Below are 21,655 nucleotides of genomic sequence, written 5' to 3'. Positions count from 1 at the left end.
TTATACAGGTAAATCTCTCTTTGAAAAAATAAATATACTAATGCTATAAAGTATAATTGAGATTGTTGTAAGTACAATTACAGGAAGTAAGATGTTTTTTCCTGTAATAATATCGTTAGGATTAAATAGAGTGTATAGGGTAAAGTACTTCAGATTTTCAAGTTTTCCACCCATATTAGCTATCATCTGAATCAGATAAAATATAACGGGTATACCTGCTCCAATTGTGAAAGAAAGTTTAGTATCATTACTAATACTTGAAGCAAAAAAGCATATCCCACTTACAGCTAGGTGAAGCATAAATACTGAAAAGTTAATCTCAATTAATTTCTTAACATCAAGAGCTCCAGGATGAAAAAATGCGGAAATAACTATAATTGCAACAGTAGCATAAGCTATAAGAATAGCCATATTAACCCATAAACATAAAGCTTGAGTAAAAATAATTTTTATTCTTTTATTAGGAGTTGCAAGAAGATACGCCATTGATCCGCGATCCATATAGCCAGCCACAAGTTTATTTGCAAGGATTATAATAAATATAATAGGAAACATCAAAATTATAAATCCATATAAATAAGAAGATAAAAAGCTAATAAGTGAACCACCGCTTGAAACCATACCAAATGCTTTCATTACCTCAGGCATAGCTTGTACCATCTGTTCCATTATATTATTTTTTTCAGGATCATAAAGATAAATCATGCTTAAAATATATAATGTTAAAATATAAATAAAAATCATAAGAAGTTTTGAATTAGCCTTCATTTCACGTTTAAATAATGGCAAACTAATCATTTTTTTCACCTCCATAATAGTGTGATGATTGTATATCTCCATAAAAGTGTGATGATTGTATATCTCCATAGTAGTGCATAAATAATTCCTCAAGGCTTTGGGTTTTAATATCTAAACTTTTTACTTCATATTTCCCTAGAGCATGTATAAGGGGCATGACCTTACCTTTTATAGATACTGTAACTTGATTTTTAACTATTTCTTTTACATTAAACCCATCATTAATAAAGTTTTTTGCCATTTCTTCATTTAAGAAGGTTATAATATAGGATTTATGTTTTGAGCTAGAGAGAGTTTTCATATCTTCGATAGCTACTAATTTACCATTTTTAATAATCGCTGTACGGTCACAGGTACGTTCAATTTCATCAAAAATATGAGATGACATAAAAATTGTTTTACCTTTTTCCTTTTCTGATAAAATAAGCTCTAAGAACTTGTTTTGCATAAGTGGGTCAAGACCTGAAGTTGGTTCATCAAGAATAATAATATCTGGATCATTCATAAATGCACAAACTATACCAATTTTTTGTTTCATACCTTTGGACATTTTTTTTATTTTTCCAGAAGGGTCTAAACTAAACATATTGATTAGCTCTTGAGCACGGCTAAAATCCTTAACACCTTTCATTTCTGAAATAAATTTAATGAAGTTAATTCCAGTCATATCATCCATGAAAGCTATTTCTCCAGGTAGATATCCAAGATTTTTTTGAATTATATGACTATCCTTGCTACAGCTCAAACCATTGATAGAACAGCTTCCTTTGTCTGGATGAATAAACCCCATAAGATGTCGTATAGTAGTTGTCTTTCCAGCTCCGTTTGGACCTAAAAATCCGAATACCTCCCCTTTTTTTACTGAAAGATCTAGATTAAAAACACCTTTTTCACTTCCATAATCTTTAGTTAAATGTTTTATTTCAATAACATTCATAGTTATATTTTCCCCCTTTACTATACAATTTGAACTAAAGCGCCTTATGAGTTCATAATACTCCCGATTTTATAGTAAGTCAATATATTTTGAACTTAATTTAATATTAAAGTTCAAAATATATTGTGGTATAATTAAATAAACATACGTATAAATATAGGTGGTGATATGATGAATGGATACGAAAGAAGAACTGAGGAAAAAAAGAAATTAATTTTAAATACAGCTTTAGATATGTTTTTAAGAAGCGGAATATCAAATACAAGTGTTTCAGATATAGCTAAAACAGCAAAAGTTTCCAAGGTTACAATTTTTAATTATTTTCAAACCAAAGATAATTTAGCTAGGGAAGCCTTAAAGATATATTTCGACCAATATATTAGTTCTTTTATAAATATAATAGAATCAAATAAAACCTTCATAGAGAAATCAGAAGAAATATTTTCTCTATCAGCAGAAAATGCTCCAACTATGATGGAATCTGATATATTAAGTAAAGAAGTATGGGAAGATCCTTTAATGCAGCAAATTTATAATGAATTAGTAAATGAATCCATGCTGTTTTTAATAAAGTACATAGAACAAGGGAAAAAAGAAGGAATAATAGACTCTGTTATACCTACTAATGCATTAATTTCATTTATATCCATGTGGGCTGCTTTATCTAATCCAGGAACTGGAGATGCAAGTATCGAATATATTTTAGGAGTAAGTAAATTGTTTTTCTTTGGTATATTTGGAGATAAGGATAACTTAAAAGAAAGAAGCCGATTATTTAAATCTTATGAAAGAGTAATAACTGGGCAGGAGCAAAAAGATAGAAATAGTAACTTTTAAAAATAAGCTGCTACAAAACTAAATATTTTAGTTTTGTAGCAGCTTAGTTATATAACAAAATTAATACTAATTCCAATTGTAAAAATCCATATCAATAACTTCCTCAGTTCTTACATCTAATTTATCATTGATTTTAATAAGTTCTGATGAAGGGCCTGTAACTCGGATTCCATATATCTTAATGCCATTATCAAGAATATACTTGGCATTAACTAAGACCCTATTATCGAAGTTTTGATATTTCATTAAACTTTTATTTGCTGATATATATTTTTTATTTTCATCTAGCCATTTTAATTCTTCTAAAACTCTTTTTTCGTATTCTGGGTTTTTATAATTTAATTCCTCTGAAAATAAAGTTTCAGTGGTAAATAAACTTCCTGGGATTCCCCACTGGACATATTGATTTTGTCCACTACTCATATTTGAAACCTTAAATTCCTCATTTCCACATTCTACTGCCATCCATACAATTTTTAAATCTAAGTCTTTTAAAGATTCTAGTAGATTTTCTAAATTTGTTACTGAATTTAGAGAAATATCAACTAGAGCTACAGTTGTATCACTGTTCTTTTTAAGTGTATTTAAAGCTTTTGTTGGAGAAAGACTTTGTGATAAAGTATCAGAAAGTTGAATATTTGGATGAATGAATTGAACAAAAGGAGTTACTGGACTTTCATAAGTTCCAGAAATCATATTAAAATTTCTAGAAATAGTAGTAGAGCTTTTATTTTTTGCACCTATGATTTCTTTTGTGTAAGTCTCTATATCAAAACTATATTTTCCAAACCCAGCGTGCTTATTTCCAAAACCAACTACTGTATTAGGAGAAGTAAATTGAGTAATATCCGAAAGTGTTCTTGTAATATCAGAAATTTTAGGATAATAAATAAACTTAAATACACCTGGGACTACAACAAAAAACATACTTATAAATATTAGTATTGATATTATTGTTGTAGAGATAACCTTGAAGATCAAAGTTTTTCTTGCCTTATTTAAAACTTTTTTTGTATTTATGGAATTAGAGTAGTCTTTATTTTGAAATATTTGCGATTCTAACTCATCTAATAATTTCATGCAATTAGGACAATTACTTATATGAGTGGATATTTCATATTTTTCTTCCGAGTTACATTCATCATTTAAATATCTTTTAATGTTTGCTTTAACATCATTGCAATTCATAGAGTACCTCCATTTCTAAAGTTTTTATGATTACCCTCATACAGCTTTTTAAATTTATTTCTAGCTCTGTAAAGAGTGACTTTTACTTGCACTAGACTCATTCCAGTTAATTTTGATATTGCTTCATAGGATAACTCCTTAAATTCTCTTAAAATTAAAATTTCTCGATAGTTAGCTTTAAGCATGTTAAGAACCTTTCTTACTTCATCTGAATCTTCATTTTTTAAAAGATCACTATAAGGAATTGCTTCATATGAAACATCTTCTTTTTCAATTTCTTCTGTAAATTTGTATTTGTTTTGCTTTTTCACATAATCAAAGTATAGATGTTTTGAAACAGTATAAAACCAAGCTATATTCAGTTCCTTTTTACTTATGAGGATTTGCTCTAGTGCCCGACAAAAGGTTTCTTGAACAATTTCCTCAGCAACATGCTTATCTCCAGATAGCTTCATAATATAGCTGAATAATTTATCTTTTATTTCACTGTAGAGCTCTTCCAGTTCAGGCACTTTCTCACCCCTTTCATCTATATAACAATTAGAAAAGTCAAAAGTTACACTAAAAATATAATCTTTTAAAATATAGTGTAATTTTACGATATGGTTACTAGATAATCAAAGAAAATATTCCAAATTATTCTTAAAAAAAGATTAAGAAATACCAATATTACTATAAAAGTTAAGGTTTTCATATATAATAAAATTACTAATAATAAAGGCAGCTTTGATTTAAAGGGGGATAAATAATTGAATGGTAATAAGAAAAAAGTTTTAATAATTATGTTGCTTCTTGTGAGTGGTTATTATTTCTTTGTAGGAAGGTATGAAATAGTTGTTTATAACAAATTGAGATATTTTAAGTCAAAAATAAAAGCAAGCTCTTTAGAGGAGAAAATTGTTTTAGACTCATTTAGATTTGATATTACAGATGAATTTGAAAAACTTAAAGATATTTATGTAGATAATGAAAATATTGTTGAAATTCATAAATCAAGAAAGGCAGAGAAAGCTAATCCTAGAAAAATAACTATTAATAGTTTAAAAGAAATAAATGAAAAAGATTATACTGATTTAGAGCAAATGGATAAGTATTATAGTTTTATAGAAAGATTAAGAGAATACAATCCTTATGAACATAAAGTTATTGAAGTAAATTATAATATAGTTTATTATCCAAAACATGCTGCTGTGGCTCAATGGGGAAATGGAAGTTGGACTAGGTACTATGTGGTTACAAGAGAAAAAGAAGATTCAGACTGGAAGCTGTTTGATGTTTATTGGCAGATATAAAATTGGATTGTTTTAACTCCTAAGATTTACCTAGAGTATAAATCTTAGGAGTTTTATACTATCTTTAATATAAATCAATTATCTCTAATGATTTCTTTTTAATTTCAGTGATAGCTTCAAATGGTTCTAAAATTTTTATATCTTTACCATAACTAAAGGCAAATTCTATTCCTTGCCATAATGAATCAAAACTTATATAAAGATGGAGCTCGTCATCCCTATGAGTAATTTCTCTTATTGTTATAAAAGGCCTTTTTTTAATGCTTTCAAGTATATTAGGATTAATTTTAAAGATGAAATTGTATTTAGGTATTAAAGTTTTAAATTTACTTACGGATTTTTCCCAATAGTTTTTCAGGTTAAATTCTGAAGGTCTAGTAAATTTGTCACTAGTCAAAGTAGCTGATTCAATGGAAGATATCTTGTAGGTTTTAATAGTATCGCAATCTATAGCAACTAGATACCAGATACTCCTTTTGCAAACTAAGCCTAAAGGATTGATAGTTATTTGTTTTTTTCCATCTATCTTTTTGTAGCATATCTTTAATGATTTTGAGCTCCATGTAGCTTTTTGTAATGTAGAAAGTACATCTTTATTTGTACTAGTTTTTGAATTATTCCAGGTATTCATATCAATATAAATATAGTTCTGAAAATTTTCAAATTCCTTATAATTATCAAGTGAGGAGTCTCCTAAAATCTTCAATATAGTAGTATTTTTAAGATTTTCTATTCCTAGATCTTCAAATATCTTATCTCCAGTAGGAATAAATAAAGAGAGAAGCTCATTTTTATTTATTCCTGTAAGGGTAGTCTTATAATTGCCTAAAAGTGTTATGCCTCCATTTATACCTTTTTCAGTTACAATAGGTATTCCTATACCACTTAATGAATCAATATCTCTATAAATGGTTCTTACAGAAACCTCAAGTTTTTTAGACAATTCTTGAGCTGTTAACTTTTTGTATATTTGTAATAACATAAGTATAGAAATTAATCTGTCTGCTCTCATTATTTCCTCCATTTATATGACATAGGTTGTCAGTTTTTATATCTTATAATTAATTATGTATTAAATCAACATAATTATAAAGCATATAGAAAAGAATATTTATAACATGTGAAGGAGGATTTTTAAATGGAAAGAAAAATAATTTTAAATCTAGCCATTAGTTTAGATGGATTTATAGCTTCAGAAGATGGTACCTATGAGTGGATTGTTGGAGATGGAGATCATAAATTAAATACAGGAAAACATGATTTTAATAAGTTTCTTAAAGGTGTTGATACTGTAGTTATGGGAAAAAATTGCTATGATCAAAACATGCATCTTGAATATAAAAACAAAAAGGTGTTTATTGCTACATCTCAAAAACTTCAAGATAAAGAAAATATACATTTTATTAATGGAGATATATGCAAGGTAATTCTAGAGGAAAAAAAGAAAGAGGGAAAGGATATTTACCTTTTTGGTGGAGGAGTTCTGGTAGATCATTTTATTAAAGCTGATATTATCGATGAGTATATCATAGGTATAATTCCAATTATACTTGGAAAAGGAAGACCACTATTTCTACAAAATAATCCTACAATAAAACTACATCTTGATGAATATTTAATAGAAGATGGGATTACTATCTTAAAATACTCAAAGAGATAGCAAGACCTTGACAACTGAAAAGAAAAAGATTACAATCAATTCGTATTCGAACGAATGAGGTGGTAATAATGGATAAAAAATGTGTTATGGGCAAGATAAAAATAGTCAGTGAAGTTTTTGATAAATTCATGATGAAAAGACTTAAGGCAGAAGGAATGCCTATATTACAAAACCACATAACTCTATTTCATATTTTACCAGAGGATGGATCTACATTACTTTTTAATGAAGTTGCAAGTTTATGGCAGATATCAAAGTCTTCATTATCAGATATAATAAATAAGTATGAAGGTCAAGGATTAATTCAAAAATGTGAATGTCATTCAGATAAAAGAAGCGTTCATATAAGATTAACTGAGGATGCCATGCCAATAAGAAAAAGAATTTTAGAATTAGAGGAAGAATTTCGTAGTCTATTATTAAAGGATTTTACAGATGAGCAAAAAGAAATTTTTGAATGTAATATAGATAAAGTAATTAACAATATAAATGATTTTAGATTTTAACTTATAATAATGCCAGGCTTTTAAGTCTGGCATTTATTCTATTAAAATGAAAATACACAAACCCTCCAATATCGCACCAGAGTTTATGTATTATGATATAATCTGACCTGTATATTTGGAGAAGGGAGGTAATTAGTTGAAGGTCTATAGAACATCAGATGTGGCTAAGATCATAGGTGTACACAACAATACTATTTTAGCTTATGAAAAATCAGGATATATAAGCAATGTTGAAAGAAGTGAAAATGGTTATAGAATTTATACAGATAAACATATTGAGCAAATTAAGCTTGCAAGATTAGTTTTAAAAAATGATATAGTAAAAGTTTATATGATATTTAAAGTAAGAGAAATTTTAAAAACCATTGCAAAGAATGAATTAGATATAGCTTTGGATTTAAGTAAGAAATTCTTATTACAAATACAAGTTGAAAAAGCTAATGAATTTATACTTATTAAAGAAATAAAAGAGTTAATAAAATTTCATATTGATGAAAATAAGAAGATTTCCTTAATAAGAAGTGAAGTATCAAAAGAAATCGGTGTATCTATGGATGTGATTATTAATTGGGAGAGAAATGGACTATTAGAGGTACCAAGAAATAATAAAAATAATTACCGAATTTATTCAGAACATGAAATTATTCTATTGAAGACCATAAAACTTATAAGAAAAGAAAACTACAGTACTCAATGTATTGGGAAAATGATTAGAAAAATAGAAGCTAATAACTTTGAATTTCTACATAGAGAAAATGAATTATTATCACCTATAGGAGATAGACAAAAGGATATGGAAAATTTGATATGTCACCTAAATAAAATTAAGGAGGATTGAATAAGTATGGATAAAGAGTTTATTGTTTTAAAGGGCTTAAGGGAAAATAATTTAAAAAATGTTTCACTAGAAATACCCAAAAGAAAAATAGCAATATTTACAGGGGTGTCTGGCTCTGGTAAATCATCTATTGTTTTTGAGACAGTAGCAAAGGAAGCTCAAAGACAGTTAAATGAAACCTTTAGTGCATTCATAAGAAACTTTTTACCAAAGTATGGTGAGGTTAAAGCTGATAAAATAGAAAACTTATCTACCCCAATAGTAATAGATCAAAGCAGACTTGGAGGTAATTCAAGATCAACTTTAGGTACTATTACAGATATAAATTCTTTCTTAAGAGCCTTATACTCAAGATTTGGAAGTACCTATATAGGTAAAGCAAATATGTTTTCCTTTAATGATATACATGGTATGTGTCCAGAATGTCAAGGTCTTGGTAAAAAACTAATTCCTAACATGGCTGAAATACTTGATATAAATAAGTCTTTAAATGAAGGAGCTATTTTACTTACTGGGTTTGGGGTAGATTCTTGGCACTGGAAACTGTTTGTTGATTCAGGATATTTTGATCCTAATAAGAAAATAGTAGATTACTCAAAGGAAGAAATGGAGAAATTCTTAAATTCTCCTGCTCATAAAATAAAACTTGATGAAACAGGTAAAATGAACATAACCTTTGAGGGGTTATTAATTAAATTTAATAGATTGTATTTAGGCAAACAAGGAGAAACCTCAGAAGCATCAAAGAAAAAACTTAATAAACTTCTTATTGAAGATACATGTCCTAAATGTAATGGAAGAAGGCTTCATGAAAGAGTATATAAATGTTTAATTAATGGTTATAATATTTCAGATTTAACTAAAATGCAAATTGACGAATTAATTAAAGTCATTGGGGAAATAGAAAATCCAGAGGCAGAACCCTTTGTAAAAAGTATAATAGAGAAACTTAATAATATTATAGACATAGGCCTTGGATACTTAACTTTAGATAGAGAAACCTCATCATTATCTGGTGGTGAATCTCAGCGTATAAAAATGGTAAAGTATTTAAACAGCAATCTTATAGATTTGATGTATATATTTGATGAACCAAGTATAGGACTTCATCCAAGAGATGTAAATAAATTAAATAATCTTTTAATTAAACTTAGAGATAAAGGTAATACGGTGCTGGTTGTTGAGCATGATCCAGATGTAATTAAGATTGCAGATCATATAGTAGACATAGGACCAAGAGCAGGAAGAGATGGTGGAAAAATTGTATATCAAGGAAGTTATGAAGATTTACTTAAATCTGGTTCTTTAACTGGCGAAGCCTTAAAGAAGTCACTATCTATTAAAGAAAAGGTCAGAGAGCATAAAGGGTATCTAGAGGCAGTTAATTGTAATAAAAATAACTTAAAAAATATATCGGTTACCATACCTAAAGGGATATTAACTGTTGTAACTGGAGTTGCTGGCTCCGGTAAAAGTACCTTAATAAAAGATGAATTCTTAAAACAAAATAAAGATGCTGTACTTATAGATCAAAGTGCAGTATCAGCTAATTCACGATCAAGTTTAGCAACCTATAGTGGAATCATGGATAATATAAGAAAAGCTTTTTCTCAAGCTAATAATGTTAGTATATCATTATTTAGTTCAAACTCAGAAGGAGCATGTGAAAATTGTAATGGAAGTGGACTAATAGAAACAAATCTTGCATTTATGGAAAATATAAAAAGCACTTGTGATGTTTGTGAAGGCAAAAAATTTAAAAGTGAAGTTTTAGACTATAAATATCAAGGTAAAAACATAATAGAAGTTCTAGATATGTCTGTTACAGAAGCTATTGAATTTTTTAACATTAAAACAATAAAGTCAAAACTAGAAGCTTTAGAAGAAATGGGTATAGGTTACTTAAGCTTGGGGCAAACCCTAGACACATTATCTGGTGGAGAGTGTCAGAGATTAAAACTTGCAAGTGAACTACATACTAAAAGTTCAATCTATATTTTAGATGAACCTACAACAGGACTTCATATGGCAGATATAGAAAAGTTTATAAATATAGTTGAAGGAATTGTAGATAGAGGAAATACAGTTATAATTATTGAACACAATGTAGATATAATTAAAAGGGCAGATTGGATAATTGATATGGGACCAGATGGTGGAACTAGAGGTGGAGAAATAATATTTGAAGGAACACCAAAAGAGCTTCTTAAATGTAAGGCATCATTAACTGCTAAATATATTGAAGCTACTAAGAACATATAAATAAAGAGAATTCACTTACTTTTCTAGAGTAGATATAGTATAATAATCATTAACGAATAATGACTATATAAAATAGCAGAGAGAATAGAATATTTATTGCAAGGAGAGTATTTTTATGAGTGAATTTTTAGAAATTGTAAGGGAAAGAAGATCTGCAAATAAATTTATTAAGGATATAAAAATTCCTAGAGAAGATTTTAATGAAATATTTAGGGAACTTTCTTTAGCTCCATCAGCTTTTAATTTACAGCACGCAAAATATTACATAGTAGAAGATGAGGAGCTAAAAAACAAAGTTTATGAGGCATCATTTAAACAGTACAAAATTAAAACTGCATCGGCAGTAATAATTGTTACTGGAGATAAAAATGCATATTTGTCCGCTGATAAAATTTATGAGGGGTCAATGTTACTTGGAATGATTGATAAAACTGAGTACCAAATTATGATTGATAGTATTCATAACCTTTATACGGGGTGGGGAGAAGAATTTAAACATGATGAGGCAATAAGAAATGCATCCTTATCATCTATGCTTTTTATGCTTTTAGCAAAAAATAAAGAATGGGATACATGTCCAATGATATATTTTGAAAAAGAGAAGATAAGTAAACTACTAAATATTCCTGAAAATGAAGTACCTGCACTGATGATAACTATTGGTAAAATGGACAAGAGTAGTAATAAAATTAGAGGCTATAGAAAACCTACTACTGAATTTGTAAAATACTTTTAGAAATTTAGATATTGTAATAAGTTTAATCAATATATTAAAATCTTGAGAAATAAAGATTTTTTATTTTATAAAATTATAGATGTAGTGAATCTAATACACATAATTGTAAATATATCATCTATTTGTTATAATTTACTATATTAAAATTAAATATACAAATGGGGGACTTTATGAAGAAAATACTTATATTTACAGTTATTGGATTTGTTTTAGCTTTAACACTTAATTTATGGGGGACTATTGGAAGGTTTAATAATGTAGAAATTATAACTAAAATATATATTTATTATAATAGCTACATAATTACCATAACTCTAGCTTCTATGATTATTCTATTAACATACAAACATAAGGAAAAGGTGATACCATACTTTATTTCCTCCGCTTTAATCTTAGGTGTAGTAAACTACATAGTCATGGATCTTAACAATAAATACTATTATACATTTGATAAATTTGATAATGTAGTTGCATTTATACTTTTTACTCCTTTAGAGCTTTTTTTTATATTTGTAGCTTATGGATTTGAACTTTTGGTATTAAAAATGATAAAGTTAGTTGGAAATTATTATAAGAGGCTTGGGTAAGTGAAGAAATGCAGCTCTAGATGAGTATGATGTAAACTATCGTAATTAATTAAAAAATAATCACACATAAGCAATCAAATTTAATAAATTCTGAATAAAGACTGCTATAAGTATTTAAATATCGTACTTATGGCAGTCTTTAAATAATAGAAAGAATAAATCTAATTGACTAATTTTTTTAAAAAATAGTTGCAATATACAACTATTACATAGTACAATAATTGCAGGAGGTAATTAGTTATGATTAATGAAAAACAATTAAGAGAATACATAAGAATAATGGAAAGAAAGCTTGGAGTTTTAGAGGAATGTGGCTATTCATGTTGCGAGATTACAATGTCCCAATGTCACGCATTAGTAGAAATAGGACGAGTGAAAAATATCTCCTTAAATCAATTAGCTGAATTACTAAATTTAGAAAATAGTACAATGAGTAGGACTGTAAATAGCCTTGTTTCAAGAGAGTTAGTTAAAAGAGATATTGATCCAGAAGATAGAAGATATGTAACAATATCGCTCACAGATAAAGGATTTAAAATTTTTGAGGGAATAGAGAAAGATATGAACCAATATTTTAAAAAGATATATGATGAAATTCCAGATGAGAAAAAACAACAGGTGTTAGAGAGTTTAGATATACTTATAAAAGCTATAGATAAAAGTCAATTTAATAATTAGGAGGTTAGTGGATGGATAGTAAAGCATACTTTCAAAATGTAGCTAATCAGTGGGATACGCTTAGAAAAGATTTTTTTACAGAAGAAGTTAGAGATAAGGCGTATGCAGCAGCAGGTGTAAAAGCAGGACAACTGGCAGCTGATATTGGTGCAGGTACTGGTTTTATAACAGAAGGATTAATAAAAAAGGGACTAAATGTAATAGCAGTAGATAGATCAGAGGAAATGCTTGATGAAATGAAGTTAAAATTTAATTCTTTTAATGAAATAGAGTATCTTCAAGGAGAAGCAGAAAATTTACCAATTAAAGATGATACAGTTGACTATTCTATGGCAAATATGTATCTTCATCATGTAGAAAAACCATTATTGGCAATCAAAGAAATGGTTAGAATACTTAAACCAGGTGGTAAGTTAGTTATTACCGATCTTGATGAGCATGATTTTGAATTTTTAAAAACTGAGCATCATGATAGATGGATGGGTTTTAAGCGAAGTGATATGGAAAATTGGTTATTATCAGCAGGTTTAAAAAATATCATGGTTAATAGTATTGATGGGAAGTGTTGTGCTGAATCAACTTGTGGATGCGAAAAAGCTAATATAAGTATTTTTATTGCTTGTGGTGAAAAATAACAACAAAAAATATGAATACAATAGGAATTTTATAAGGAGTAAATGGGATGGACTACGAAGTTGAAAACATGAGGTCAGAAGATTGGGAGAAAGTAAAAAATATTTACTTAGAGGGAATTAACACAGGGATAGCAACATTTCAAAATGAAGTCCCTACTTGGGAAACGTGGGATAAAGGACATCTTAAAATAGGTAGATTAGTAGCACGTTCTAGTGATGAGGTATTAGGCTGGGTGGCTATAGCTCCAACTTCTAGTAGATGTTGTTATGAGGGAGTAGTTGAGGTAAGTGTATATATTAGAGAAAATTATAGAGGAAATGGTATAGGAACAAGTCTTCTAAAAAAATTAATCGAACAAAGCGAAGAAAGTGGAATTTGGACATTATATTGTTCAATTATAAAAGAGAATTACGGAAGTATAGAAATGCATAAAAAATGCGGATTTAGAGAAATAGGTTTAAGAGAAAGAATAGCTAAAATGCCTAACGGAACATGGCACGATGTTGTATTACTTGAAAGAAGAAGTAATATTACTGGTATGATATGATTAAAGTTTCTATATTAAATTATTGTGATTAGAGAACATATATTTTTATTTATATATGTTCTCTAATTTTATAATAGGTTAAACTTACACCTCTAGTTTTTATTATTAAATATTGAGTTTGGAAATACTAAAACCAATAGTATCAAGATGCTCAAAGTAGAATATAATATAAGTATATAGATGAAAGTAAATATAATGATATTATAAATATTAAAAATATTTAACAATAGTTGACACTACATAGATAATCATCTATATTTAATATATAGATATTCATCTATATAAGGAGTGGTTTTATGAATTTAGATTATGAAGTTAATGCAAAAATATTTAAAGCATTATCAGATCCAAACAGATTAAAAATTATAGATATTCTTTCATGTGGAGAAAAATGTGCCTGTGATATATTGGAGAATTTTGAATTTACTCAGCCAACTTTATCTCATCACATGAAAGTATTAATAGACTGTAAGCTTGTTAAATCTAGAAAAGAAGGCCTATGGAATCACTATTCTTTAGATGTTTCAAGTGCTAACAAACTAGTCTTATATTTAATGGGTATTATTACCGATACTGATGATTGCATATGTAAAGACCTAGAAAATGAAAACAAAAATTGTAAATAATAAATTTAAGGAGTTGTTAATTATGAAAAAAATGATTATTTTTGATCCTGCTATGTGTTGTTCAACTGGAGTATGTGGACCAGGAGTTGACCCAGAATTATTAAGAGTTTCAACAGTATTAAATAATTTAAAAAATAACGGTGTGGTTGTTGAAAGACATAATTTATCTAGTAACCCACAAGCTTTTGTAGATAATAAAGTTATTAATGATATTTTAAATACTGATGGGGTAGATACTCTTCCTGTAACTTTAGTAGATGGTGAAGTTGTTAAAACTAAAGGTTATCTTTCAAATGAAGAATTTTGTAAGCATTTAGAGGTACCAGAAGAGTATCTTAAGGTTTCTATTAAAAAAGCAGAGATGAAGCTTAAACCTAAAAGTTGTGGTTGTAAGGATGGTTGTTGCTAAAATAGAAAGGGGATTTTTATTTTGAATAAATTCAATTTAAATGATATTAAATTAACTAAATATTTGTTTTTTACAGGTAAAGGTGGAGTTGGAAAAACTTCAACAGCCTGCGCTACTGCTATGACACTAGCTGATCAAGGAAAAAAAATCATGCTAGTAAGTACAGACCCAGCATCAAATTTACAGGATGTATTTAATACTAATTTAAACAATAAAGGGGTAGAAATAGATGAAGTTCCAAACCTTGTTGTAGCAAATTTTGATCCAGAAGAAGCTGCAAAAGAATATAAAGAAAGTGTTGTAGGACCATATAGAGGAAAGCTTCCAGATGTAGTTATTAAAAATATGGAAGAGCAATTATCAGGTTCCTGTACAGTTGAAATAGCAGCTTTTAATGAATTCTCAAACTTTATAACAGATGATAAGGTGAAAAATGAGTTTGATCATGTAATATTTGATACAGCGCCTACAGGCCATACTCTTAGAATGTTACAACTTCCATCAGCTTGGAGTAACTTTATAAGTGAAAGCAAACACGGTGCATCATGTCTAGGTCAGCTAGCAGGTCTTGAAGATAGAAAAGAGATTTATAAAAATGCAGTTAAAACTCTCTCAAATGGGGATTTAACTACCCTTATCTTAGTATCTAGACCAGAGAATTCACCACTTAAAGAAGCTGAAAGAGCATCAAAAGAACTTCAGGATATTGGTGTAAACAATCAAATCCTTGTTATAAACGGAGTTCTTAAAAATCCTGATGATGAATTATCAAAAAATATATTTAATAAACAAAAAATTGCTTTAGATGATATACCAGAACACTTAAAGAATTTAGAAACCTTTGAGATTCCTTTAAGACCATACAATATAACAGGTATTGAGAATTTAAGAGCATTTCTAAAAGAAGATAATATAAAATATAATCATGAAAAGTTAGATGCTAATGAAATACCTAAGTTAAATGAGGTAATAGAAGATTTATATAAATCTAACAAGAAAGTTATATTTACTATGGGAAAAGGTGGAGTAGGAAAAACAACAATGGCTGCAGCTATAGCATTAGGTTTAGCTAATAAAGGTAAAAAAGTACACTTAACTACTACAGATCCAGCTCACCATCTTAAATTTGTTTTAGATGAGGGGTATGGAATTGCCTTAAGTAATATAGATGAGAAAAAGGAATTAGAAAAATATACACAAGAAGTTCTAAGTAAAGCTAGAGAAACCATGAGTGAAGAAGACTTAGAATATGTAGAAGAAGATTTAAGATCTCCATGTACTCAAGAGATAGCAGTATTTAGAGCTTTTGCAGAAATAGTTGAGAAATCTGAAAATGAAATAGTTGTTATAGATACAGCACCAACGGGTCATACTCTTTTATTATTAGATTCTACACAGAGCTATCATAGGGAGATAGAAAGATCTCAGGGAGATATTCCTGAATCAGTAAAAAAACTTTTACCTAGATTAAGAACTGAAACTGAAACAGAAGTAGTCATAGTAACTTTGGCTGAAACAACCCCTGTTTATGAAGCAAAAAGACTGGAAGATGATTTAAAACGTGCTGGAATAAATAGCAAGTGGTGGATTATAAATTCAAGCTTATATGCAACAAATACTACTAATGAGATTTTAAAGGCAAAAGCTAATAATGAGATTCCTTGGATTAATAAAGTTAATGAAATAGCTGAGGGAAATTTTGCTATAGTTGAGTGGAAACCACAAGAAATAAAAGGAGCTAATCTTTTAGATTTATTAAATTAAAAATTATATTATTAGGGGGTATTGGATTTTGAATTCTGAATTTAGATATAAGGTACTAACAGTAGATAATTTTTTAAGTTTAGATAATAGTTTAACTATAGAAGAAAAGTTAAATAAGTTTGGTAAAGATGGATGGGAACTTGTAGGAATAATTCAAAAACAAGCGCAATCTTTAGGAAATCCATCAGAACTTAATAGTGACAATATAATCTTTAAGAAAGCTTCATTCAAGTTGAAAAGCAATGATTATCAATAGTTAAAACTATATTTTACCTGAGAGGGGATAGTTTATGAAAATAGCAATAATAGGAGCAGTAGCAGCAGGAACTTCTGCAGCAGCAAAAGCAAGAAGAAATGATGAAAATGCAGAAATAAAAATATTTGAGATGGGTGAAGAGATATCTTATTCATCTTGTGGACTTCCTTATTATATAGGAAATGAAGTTCAAAATAGGGAACAATTGGTTCCTAGAGATGTTAAATTCTTTAAAAGTAAATATAACGTTGATATTCTAATAAGGCATAAGGTTTTAAGTATCGATACGAAAGCAAAAGAGTTAATGGTTGAAGATTTGACTAATGGTAAAGTTTTTATAGAAAAATATGATAAATTAGTCATTTCAACTGGAGCTACACCTATATTCCCTAGAATTGAAGGGATAGATAAAGATAATGTTTTTGTACTTAGGGATGTTATAAGTGCAGATAAAATAAAAAACTATATTGAAAAAAGTAAACCCCAAAAAGCACTAGTTGTTGGTTCAGGATTTATAGGTCTTGAGATGGCTGAGAATCTAAAAAACATTGGAATAGATGTTACAGTAGTTGAGATGGAAGATCATTTAATGAAGCCTCTTGATAAGGATGTATCTCTATATTTAAAAGATACATTAATAAAACATGAAGTAGATGTAATCCTAAATGATGGAGTTGTAAAATTTGAAGGTGATTCAGTTGGTACAAAGGCTTTTTTAAAGAGTGGAAAAGATATAGAAACTGATATGGTAATAGTAGCTACTGGTGTTAGACCAAATGTTGAATTAGCTAAAAATTGTGGTGTGGAAATAGGCGAAACTGGAGCAATTAAAGTAAATACTAAGAAGCAAACAAACATTAAAGATATATATGCATGTGGTGATTGTGCTGAAAGCTATTCAATAGTTACAGGAAAAAATTTCTACAGACCACTTGGATCTACCGCAAACAAGATGGGTAGAATAACAGGCGATCAAATAACAGGTGGAGATTTAGAATTTAGAGGTATATTAGGAACAGGTATATTTAAAATATTTGACATGGCAGTAGCTCAAACAGGGCTAACTGAAATAGAGGCAATAAATGAAGGCTACGATATTAGTGTATCCCATAACATTAAGCCAGATAAACCTCCCTATTATCATGGTGAAGAAATGCTTATAAAAGCCGTAGCTGATAAAAAAACTGAAAAGTTATTAGGAGTACAAATAGTAGGAAAAGCAGGAGTAGATAAAAGAATAGACGTTTTTGTTACTGCCATTACTTTTGGAGCTAAGGTTAGTGATTTATTCCATTTAGATTTAGCCTATGCTCCGCCATTTTCAACAACAAAGGATCCAGTTATGTACACTGGAATGGTATTAACTAATGATATCAATACTAATAGAAAGTTAATTACACCAGATAAATTACAAGAAAAAATAGATAATAAAGAAGATATAATTATAATAGACACAAGAGAACCAAAACAATATGAGGTATCACATGTAGATGAAGCTATAAATATACCTCACAAGGATTTAAGAGAAAAAGCAAATTCTCTAGATAAAGATAAGCTTACAGTAACTTACTGTAATAAAGGAGTTACAGGGAATGCTACTCAAAATATATTATTAAATATGGGATTTAAGGATGTTTATAATCTGTCAGGTGGAAACAAAAATTACTCAAAAACAGTAAAAAAATAATCATAGCAATAGTTTTAGGAGGATAAATAATTGTCAAAGGAAAAAGAAAATAAAGGGTTAGGTGTCTTTGAAAGATATCTTACTATCTGGGTTGCATTATGTATAGTTGTAGGAATATTAATAGGTCAGTTTTTACCTGCAATTCCAAATACACTTAACAAATTTGAATATTATAACGTGTCAATTCCAACTGCCATACTCATATGGATTATGATATATCCAATGATGTTAAAGATTGACTTTTCAAGCATAGTAAATGCCACTAAAAAACCAAAAGGACTAATAGTAACTTGCGTAACTAATTGGCTGATAAAACCATTTACTATGTATTTGATAGCAGCATTTTTCTTAAAAGTAGTTTTTAAAGCATTTATACCAGCTGACTTAGCAACAGAATATATAGCAGGAGCAGTTTTATTAGGTGCAGCTCCTTGTACTGCAATGGTGTTTGTTTGGAGTTATCTTACTAAAGGAGATTCTGGATATACATTAGTTCAAGTAGCAGTTAATGACTTAATAATCTTGGTAGCTTTTGCACCGATAGTAGCATTTTTATTAGGTGTAAGTGATGTAGCCGTACCATATGGTACTTTACTATTATCAACTGTACTATTTGTGGTTATTCCTTTAGCAGCAGGATATATAACAAGAACATCTGTTATAAAGAAAAACGGTCTTGATTACTTTAATAATGTATTTATAAAAAAGTTTAATAATATTACAATTATAGGTTTGTTGTTAACACTAGTTATAATATTTTCCTTCCAAGGGGATATCATTTTAAATAATCCATTACACATTCTATTAATAGCTGTTCCATTAACAATTCAAACTTTTTTAATATTTGGAATAGCCTATGGCTGGGCAAAGCTTTGGAAATTACCTCACAGTATAGCAGCTCCAGCTGGAATGATAGGAGCAAGCAACTTCTTTGAACTAGCTGTTGCCGTTGCAATATCTTTATTTGGATTAAAATCTGGAGCAGCTTTAGCTACAGTAGTTGGTGTATTAACAGAGGTTCCTATAATGTTAACATTAGTTAAGATAGCTAATAGTACTAGAAAATCATTTGAAAATAAATAAAGAAAGAGGTAATTATTATGACAAAACCAAAGGTTGCATTTATATGTGTTCACAATTCCTGTAGATCACAAATGGCAGAAGCCATTAGTAAATTGTACGCTTCAGATGTTTTTGAGGCATATTCAGCTGGTACTGAACTTAAAGATCAAATTAATCAAGATGCAGTTAGAATTATAAAAAGCCTACATGGTGTGGATATGAATGAATCACATAAGTCTAAGCTGCTAACAGATATACCAGAAGTTGATATTGTAGTAAAAATGGGCTGTAATGTAGTTTGTCCCTTCTTACCAGCTAGACATACAGAAGATTGGGGATTAGATGACCCAACAGGAAAAGATGAGGAAGAGTTTATAAAAACAGCAGAAACTATTAAAGAAAAAGTAGATGATTTAAAAAATAGAATACTAAATAATGAAGTTTAGAAAAAAATAAACTATACCCTGTAAAATAGACACTGAAAAATGGTGTACTAAATTACAGGGTACTTTTAATAATGTTAAAAAATATTTTTTAGTAATAGGTAGGTGTTTGATAGGATACTTATTATTCCTAAGCCACATAAAAAACCTGTTATAAGTCTTCTATAATTAGTAGATTCTTTAATCTTTTTATGTTGAAGGAACCAATCGATAAACATGATTGCTAGAAATGATAAGCATATTAAAGTTGGAAGGGGCGAGAAAAAGAATAAGAAAAGAATTCCTAAGATGTAACCTAAAAATAAGCCTGTACATCTTGCGCATAAAGGGAATTGATATTTATTAATAAAAAAACTTCTATCTGCCTTTTGATGACAAGTATTAGAGAAAAACTTCATAAAAAAGAGCCAGATTTTATCTTTCACTACCCATTAAACCTCGTTCCGCAATTATTGCATATACACGTTGTTTTATCTTTTTCGCCATCTGCACAACACAACCCACATAATAAACCTATAGGGCCCATACAAATATATCCTATAACACCACTTGGAATATCAAAGTCTTCATTTTTCTTTTCTATAATTATTTTAACAAATGAACTTCCACATGAAGGGCAGGTTATATTTTCTTTAGAATTTATTTCATCCATTTATTTTCCTCCATAAACTTTTTATTTCTACCTTTATTTTACACTAATATTAATATTAGGTTCAAGTTTTATAATTAATAATAATTATTGACTAAATCAAAGAAATATGGTTTAATTATATTGTTACTAAAAGTAAGTAACATGAAAAAATATATTATATGAAATCTTTTGAATTCTCACAAACTTTAATTATAAAATGATTTAAAATTAGGAGGTAATTATGAAAAATAAAATTATTAAAATAAATAAATTAGGTACACAATGGCAAACTAAAGATCCATTTTTATTCTGTGCATATCATAATGATGCTTTTCCGAAGGGAAATGACGAGATGGGACCAAATGCTTCTTTAGCTGGTAGAGATATTGGAAGTGATTTTCAAGGGAAAGATGGATGGAGTATGTATCATGGAGATGTGATTCCAGGATTTCCACAACATCCACATAGAGGTTTTGAAACAGTAACCATAGTAAAGGAAGGAATCGTAGATCATGCTGATTCTGCTGGAGCTACAGGACGATATGGAGCAGGAGATGTACAGTGGTTAACAGCTGGTAAAGGCTGCAACCATACTGAGATGTTCCCTTTAGTTAATAGAGATAAGGATAATCCATTGGAGTTATTTCAAATATGGCTAAACTTACCTAAAAAAGATAAGTTTGTTGATCCTCATTATAAGATGTTATGGAGGGAAGATGTTCCTGTTATAGAGAATAAAGATACTGATGGGAAAATAAGCACTGTTAAGCTTGTAGCAGGTTCTTATAAAGAAACTAAAAGCTTAGATCCATCTCCAAATTCTTGGGCTGGTGATGAAAAAAATAACGTTAGAATAGCAGTTATTAAAATGGAACCAGAAGCAGTTTTTGTTTTAGAAGAAGTTTCATCTACATTAAATAGAGCAGTTTATTTCTATTCTGGAGATAGCATAACAATTGATGGAACAACTATAAAAGTAAAAAGAGGAGTAGAGCTTGCTGGAGATGAGGTAATAGAAATAAAAAATGGAGATAAAGAAAGCTATTTGCTTCTTCTAGAAGGAGAACCTATAGGAGAACCTGTAGTAAGTTATGGACCATTTGTTATGAATTCTCAAGAAGAGATTGTTGAAGCTTTTTCTGATTACAGAACTACTGGTTTTGGAGGCTGGCCATGGGGAAGAGATGACTTTGTACATCCAAGAGAGCAGGGAAGATTTGCAAAATATCCAGATGGTTCAGTTGAGTATAAAGATAAATAAGATAAAGCTCATAA

Annotated in this window: 26 protein-coding genes; 19 read left to right on the top strand and 7 right to left on the bottom strand. The window is 29.0% G+C overall.

Annotated features, from left to right (window positions below; translation table 11 throughout):
* Together BUA92_RS03195 and BUA92_RS03190 are read right to left on the bottom strand one after the other, a co-directional pair.
* Positions 1-798, bottom strand: coding sequence for an ABC transporter permease subunit (locus tag BUA92_RS03195; RefSeq protein ID WP_073016640.1), 798 nt, complete (start codon positions 796-798; stop codon positions 1-3).
* Positions 791-1,735, bottom strand: a complete 945-nt coding sequence (locus BUA92_RS03190; protein ID WP_073016638.1) for an ABC transporter ATP-binding protein — start codon at positions 1,733-1,735, stop codon at positions 791-793. The genes BUA92_RS03195 and BUA92_RS03190 overlap by 8 nt, the downstream gene beginning before the upstream one ends.
* 171 nt (positions 1,736-1,906) lie before the next feature.
* On the opposite strand from BUA92_RS03190, the gene BUA92_RS03185 reads away from it, so the two are divergent.
* Entirely contained in the window at positions 1,907-2,572 is a 666-nt protein-coding gene (locus tag BUA92_RS03185; protein ID WP_073016635.1) for a TetR/AcrR family transcriptional regulator, read from the top strand.
* 66 nt (positions 2,573-2,638) lie between these two features.
* Here the strand turns inward: BUA92_RS03185 and BUA92_RS03180 are convergent, their stop codons facing one another.
* Entirely contained in the window at positions 2,639-3,760 is a 1,122-nt protein-coding gene (locus BUA92_RS03180; RefSeq protein WP_073016633.1) for an anti sigma factor C-terminal domain-containing protein, read from the bottom strand.
* The gene (locus BUA92_RS03175; RefSeq protein ID WP_073016631.1) at positions 3,757-4,272 is read right to left on the bottom strand and encodes an RNA polymerase sigma factor; all 516 of its coding nucleotides are present in this window, start codon (positions 4,270-4,272) and stop codon (positions 3,757-3,759) included. Before BUA92_RS03175 ends, BUA92_RS03180 begins: the two co-directional genes overlap by 4 nt.
* A 237-nt stretch (positions 4,273-4,509) precedes the next feature.
* Between BUA92_RS03175 and BUA92_RS03170 the strand changes: the two genes are divergently transcribed.
* On the top strand, positions 4,510-5,052 hold the full coding sequence (locus BUA92_RS03170) for a hypothetical protein (RefSeq protein WP_073016629.1): 543 nt from the start codon (positions 4,510-4,512) through the stop codon (positions 5,050-5,052).
* Positions 5,053-5,116: 64 nt separating this feature from the next.
* Here BUA92_RS03170 and BUA92_RS03165 read toward each other — a convergent pair whose 3' ends face one another.
* The gene (locus BUA92_RS03165) at positions 5,117-6,064 is read right to left on the bottom strand and encodes a helix-turn-helix transcriptional regulator (RefSeq protein ID WP_073016626.1); all 948 of its coding nucleotides are present in this window, start codon (positions 6,062-6,064) and stop codon (positions 5,117-5,119) included.
* Between the two features lie 126 nt (positions 6,065-6,190).
* Here BUA92_RS03165 and BUA92_RS03160 point away from each other — a divergent pair, with 126 nt between their 5' ends.
* The 16 genes from BUA92_RS03160 to BUA92_RS03085 all read left to right on the top strand — a co-directional run bounded on the left by BUA92_RS03160 (position 6,191) and on the right by BUA92_RS03085 (position 19,752).
* Positions 6,191-6,712 (top strand): dihydrofolate reductase family protein, encoded by a 522-nt coding sequence (locus tag BUA92_RS03160; protein WP_073016624.1) that lies wholly within the window; start codon positions 6,191-6,193, stop codon positions 6,710-6,712.
* 68 nt (positions 6,713-6,780) lie between these two features.
* Positions 6,781-7,218, top strand: coding sequence for a MarR family winged helix-turn-helix transcriptional regulator (locus BUA92_RS03155; RefSeq protein WP_073016622.1), 438 nt, complete (start codon positions 6,781-6,783; stop codon positions 7,216-7,218).
* Between the two features lie 136 nt (positions 7,219-7,354).
* Positions 7,355-8,056: a MerR family transcriptional regulator gene (locus BUA92_RS03150; RefSeq protein WP_073016620.1), complete on the top strand. Its 702-nt coding sequence runs from the start codon at positions 7,355-7,357 to the stop codon at positions 8,054-8,056.
* 6 nt (positions 8,057-8,062) lie between these two features.
* Positions 8,063-10,318 carry an ATP-binding cassette domain-containing protein gene (locus tag BUA92_RS03145; RefSeq protein ID WP_073016618.1) on the top strand — a complete coding sequence of 752 codons (2,256 nt, stop codon included), beginning with the start codon at positions 8,063-8,065 and terminating at the stop codon, positions 10,316-10,318.
* 115 nt (positions 10,319-10,433) lie between these two features.
* Positions 10,434-11,054: a nitroreductase family protein gene (locus tag BUA92_RS03140; protein ID WP_073016615.1), complete on the top strand. Its 621-nt coding sequence runs from the start codon at positions 10,434-10,436 to the stop codon at positions 11,052-11,054.
* A gap of 170 nt (positions 11,055-11,224) precedes the next feature.
* On the top strand, positions 11,225-11,641 hold the full coding sequence (locus BUA92_RS03135; RefSeq protein WP_073016613.1) for a hypothetical protein: 417 nt from the start codon (positions 11,225-11,227) through the stop codon (positions 11,639-11,641).
* Between the two features lie 240 nt (positions 11,642-11,881).
* On the top strand, positions 11,882-12,319 hold the full coding sequence (locus BUA92_RS03130) for a MarR family winged helix-turn-helix transcriptional regulator (RefSeq protein ID WP_073016611.1): 438 nt from the start codon (positions 11,882-11,884) through the stop codon (positions 12,317-12,319).
* 11 nt (positions 12,320-12,330) lie between these two features.
* Positions 12,331-12,954 (top strand): class I SAM-dependent methyltransferase, encoded by a 624-nt coding sequence (locus BUA92_RS03125; RefSeq protein WP_073016609.1) that lies wholly within the window; start codon positions 12,331-12,333, stop codon positions 12,952-12,954.
* 47 nt (positions 12,955-13,001) lie between these two features.
* Positions 13,002-13,502: a GNAT family N-acetyltransferase gene (locus tag BUA92_RS03120; RefSeq protein ID WP_073016607.1), complete on the top strand. Its 501-nt coding sequence runs from the start codon at positions 13,002-13,004 to the stop codon at positions 13,500-13,502.
* A 296-nt stretch (positions 13,503-13,798) separates the two neighbouring features.
* Positions 13,799-14,128 (top strand): ArsR/SmtB family transcription factor, encoded by a 330-nt coding sequence (locus tag BUA92_RS03115; protein ID WP_073016605.1) that lies wholly within the window; start codon positions 13,799-13,801, stop codon positions 14,126-14,128.
* A gap of 22 nt (positions 14,129-14,150) precedes the next feature.
* A complete protein-coding gene (gene arsD / locus BUA92_RS03110; RefSeq protein ID WP_073016603.1) occupies positions 14,151-14,537 on the top strand; it encodes an arsenite efflux transporter metallochaperone ArsD in 387 nt (128 codons plus the stop codon).
* A gap of 18 nt (positions 14,538-14,555) precedes the next feature.
* Positions 14,556-16,301, top strand: a complete 1,746-nt coding sequence (arsA, locus tag BUA92_RS03105) for an arsenical pump-driving ATPase (protein ID WP_073016601.1) — start codon at positions 14,556-14,558, stop codon at positions 16,299-16,301.
* Positions 16,302-16,329: 28 nt separating this feature from the next.
* On the top strand, positions 16,330-16,557 hold the full coding sequence (locus tag BUA92_RS03100) for a DUF4177 domain-containing protein (protein WP_073016599.1): 228 nt from the start codon (positions 16,330-16,332) through the stop codon (positions 16,555-16,557).
* A gap of 34 nt (positions 16,558-16,591) precedes the next feature.
* Positions 16,592-18,244 carry an FAD-dependent oxidoreductase gene (locus BUA92_RS03095; protein WP_073016597.1) on the top strand — a complete coding sequence of 551 codons (1,653 nt, stop codon included), beginning with the start codon at positions 16,592-16,594 and terminating at the stop codon, positions 18,242-18,244.
* A gap of 30 nt (positions 18,245-18,274) precedes the next feature.
* Positions 18,275-19,327 carry an ACR3 family arsenite efflux transporter gene (arsB, locus tag BUA92_RS03090; protein WP_073016595.1) on the top strand — a complete coding sequence of 351 codons (1,053 nt, stop codon included), beginning with the start codon at positions 18,275-18,277 and terminating at the stop codon, positions 19,325-19,327.
* Between the two features lie 17 nt (positions 19,328-19,344).
* Positions 19,345-19,752 carry an arsenate reductase ArsC gene (locus BUA92_RS03085; RefSeq protein WP_073016593.1) on the top strand — a complete coding sequence of 136 codons (408 nt, stop codon included), beginning with the start codon at positions 19,345-19,347 and terminating at the stop codon, positions 19,750-19,752.
* 74 nt (positions 19,753-19,826) lie between these two features.
* On the opposite strand, the gene BUA92_RS03080 is transcribed toward BUA92_RS03085, so the two are convergent.
* Entirely contained in the window at positions 19,827-20,147 is a 321-nt protein-coding gene (locus tag BUA92_RS03080; protein ID WP_073016826.1) for a DUF2085 domain-containing protein, read from the bottom strand.
* A gap of 26 nt (positions 20,148-20,173) precedes the next feature.
* Positions 20,174-20,401, bottom strand: coding sequence for a hypothetical protein (locus BUA92_RS03075; RefSeq protein ID WP_073016591.1), 228 nt, complete (start codon positions 20,399-20,401; stop codon positions 20,174-20,176).
* A gap of 220 nt (positions 20,402-20,621) precedes the next feature.
* On the opposite strand from BUA92_RS03075, the gene BUA92_RS03070 reads away from it, so the two are divergent.
* The gene (locus BUA92_RS03070; protein WP_073016589.1) at positions 20,622-21,641 is read left to right on the top strand and encodes a pirin family protein; all 1,020 of its coding nucleotides are present in this window, start codon (positions 20,622-20,624) and stop codon (positions 21,639-21,641) included.
* Positions 21,642-21,655: the final 14 nt, after the last annotated feature.

This window comes from Clostridium intestinale DSM 6191 (assembly GCF_900130055.1).
In the GTDB taxonomy this organism is placed as follows: domain Bacteria; phylum Bacillota; class Clostridia; order Clostridiales; family Clostridiaceae; genus Clostridium_T; species Clostridium_T intestinale.
The sequence above is the reverse complement of the archived record's forward strand: the minus strand, read 5'-3'. Positions and strand labels throughout refer to the sequence as shown.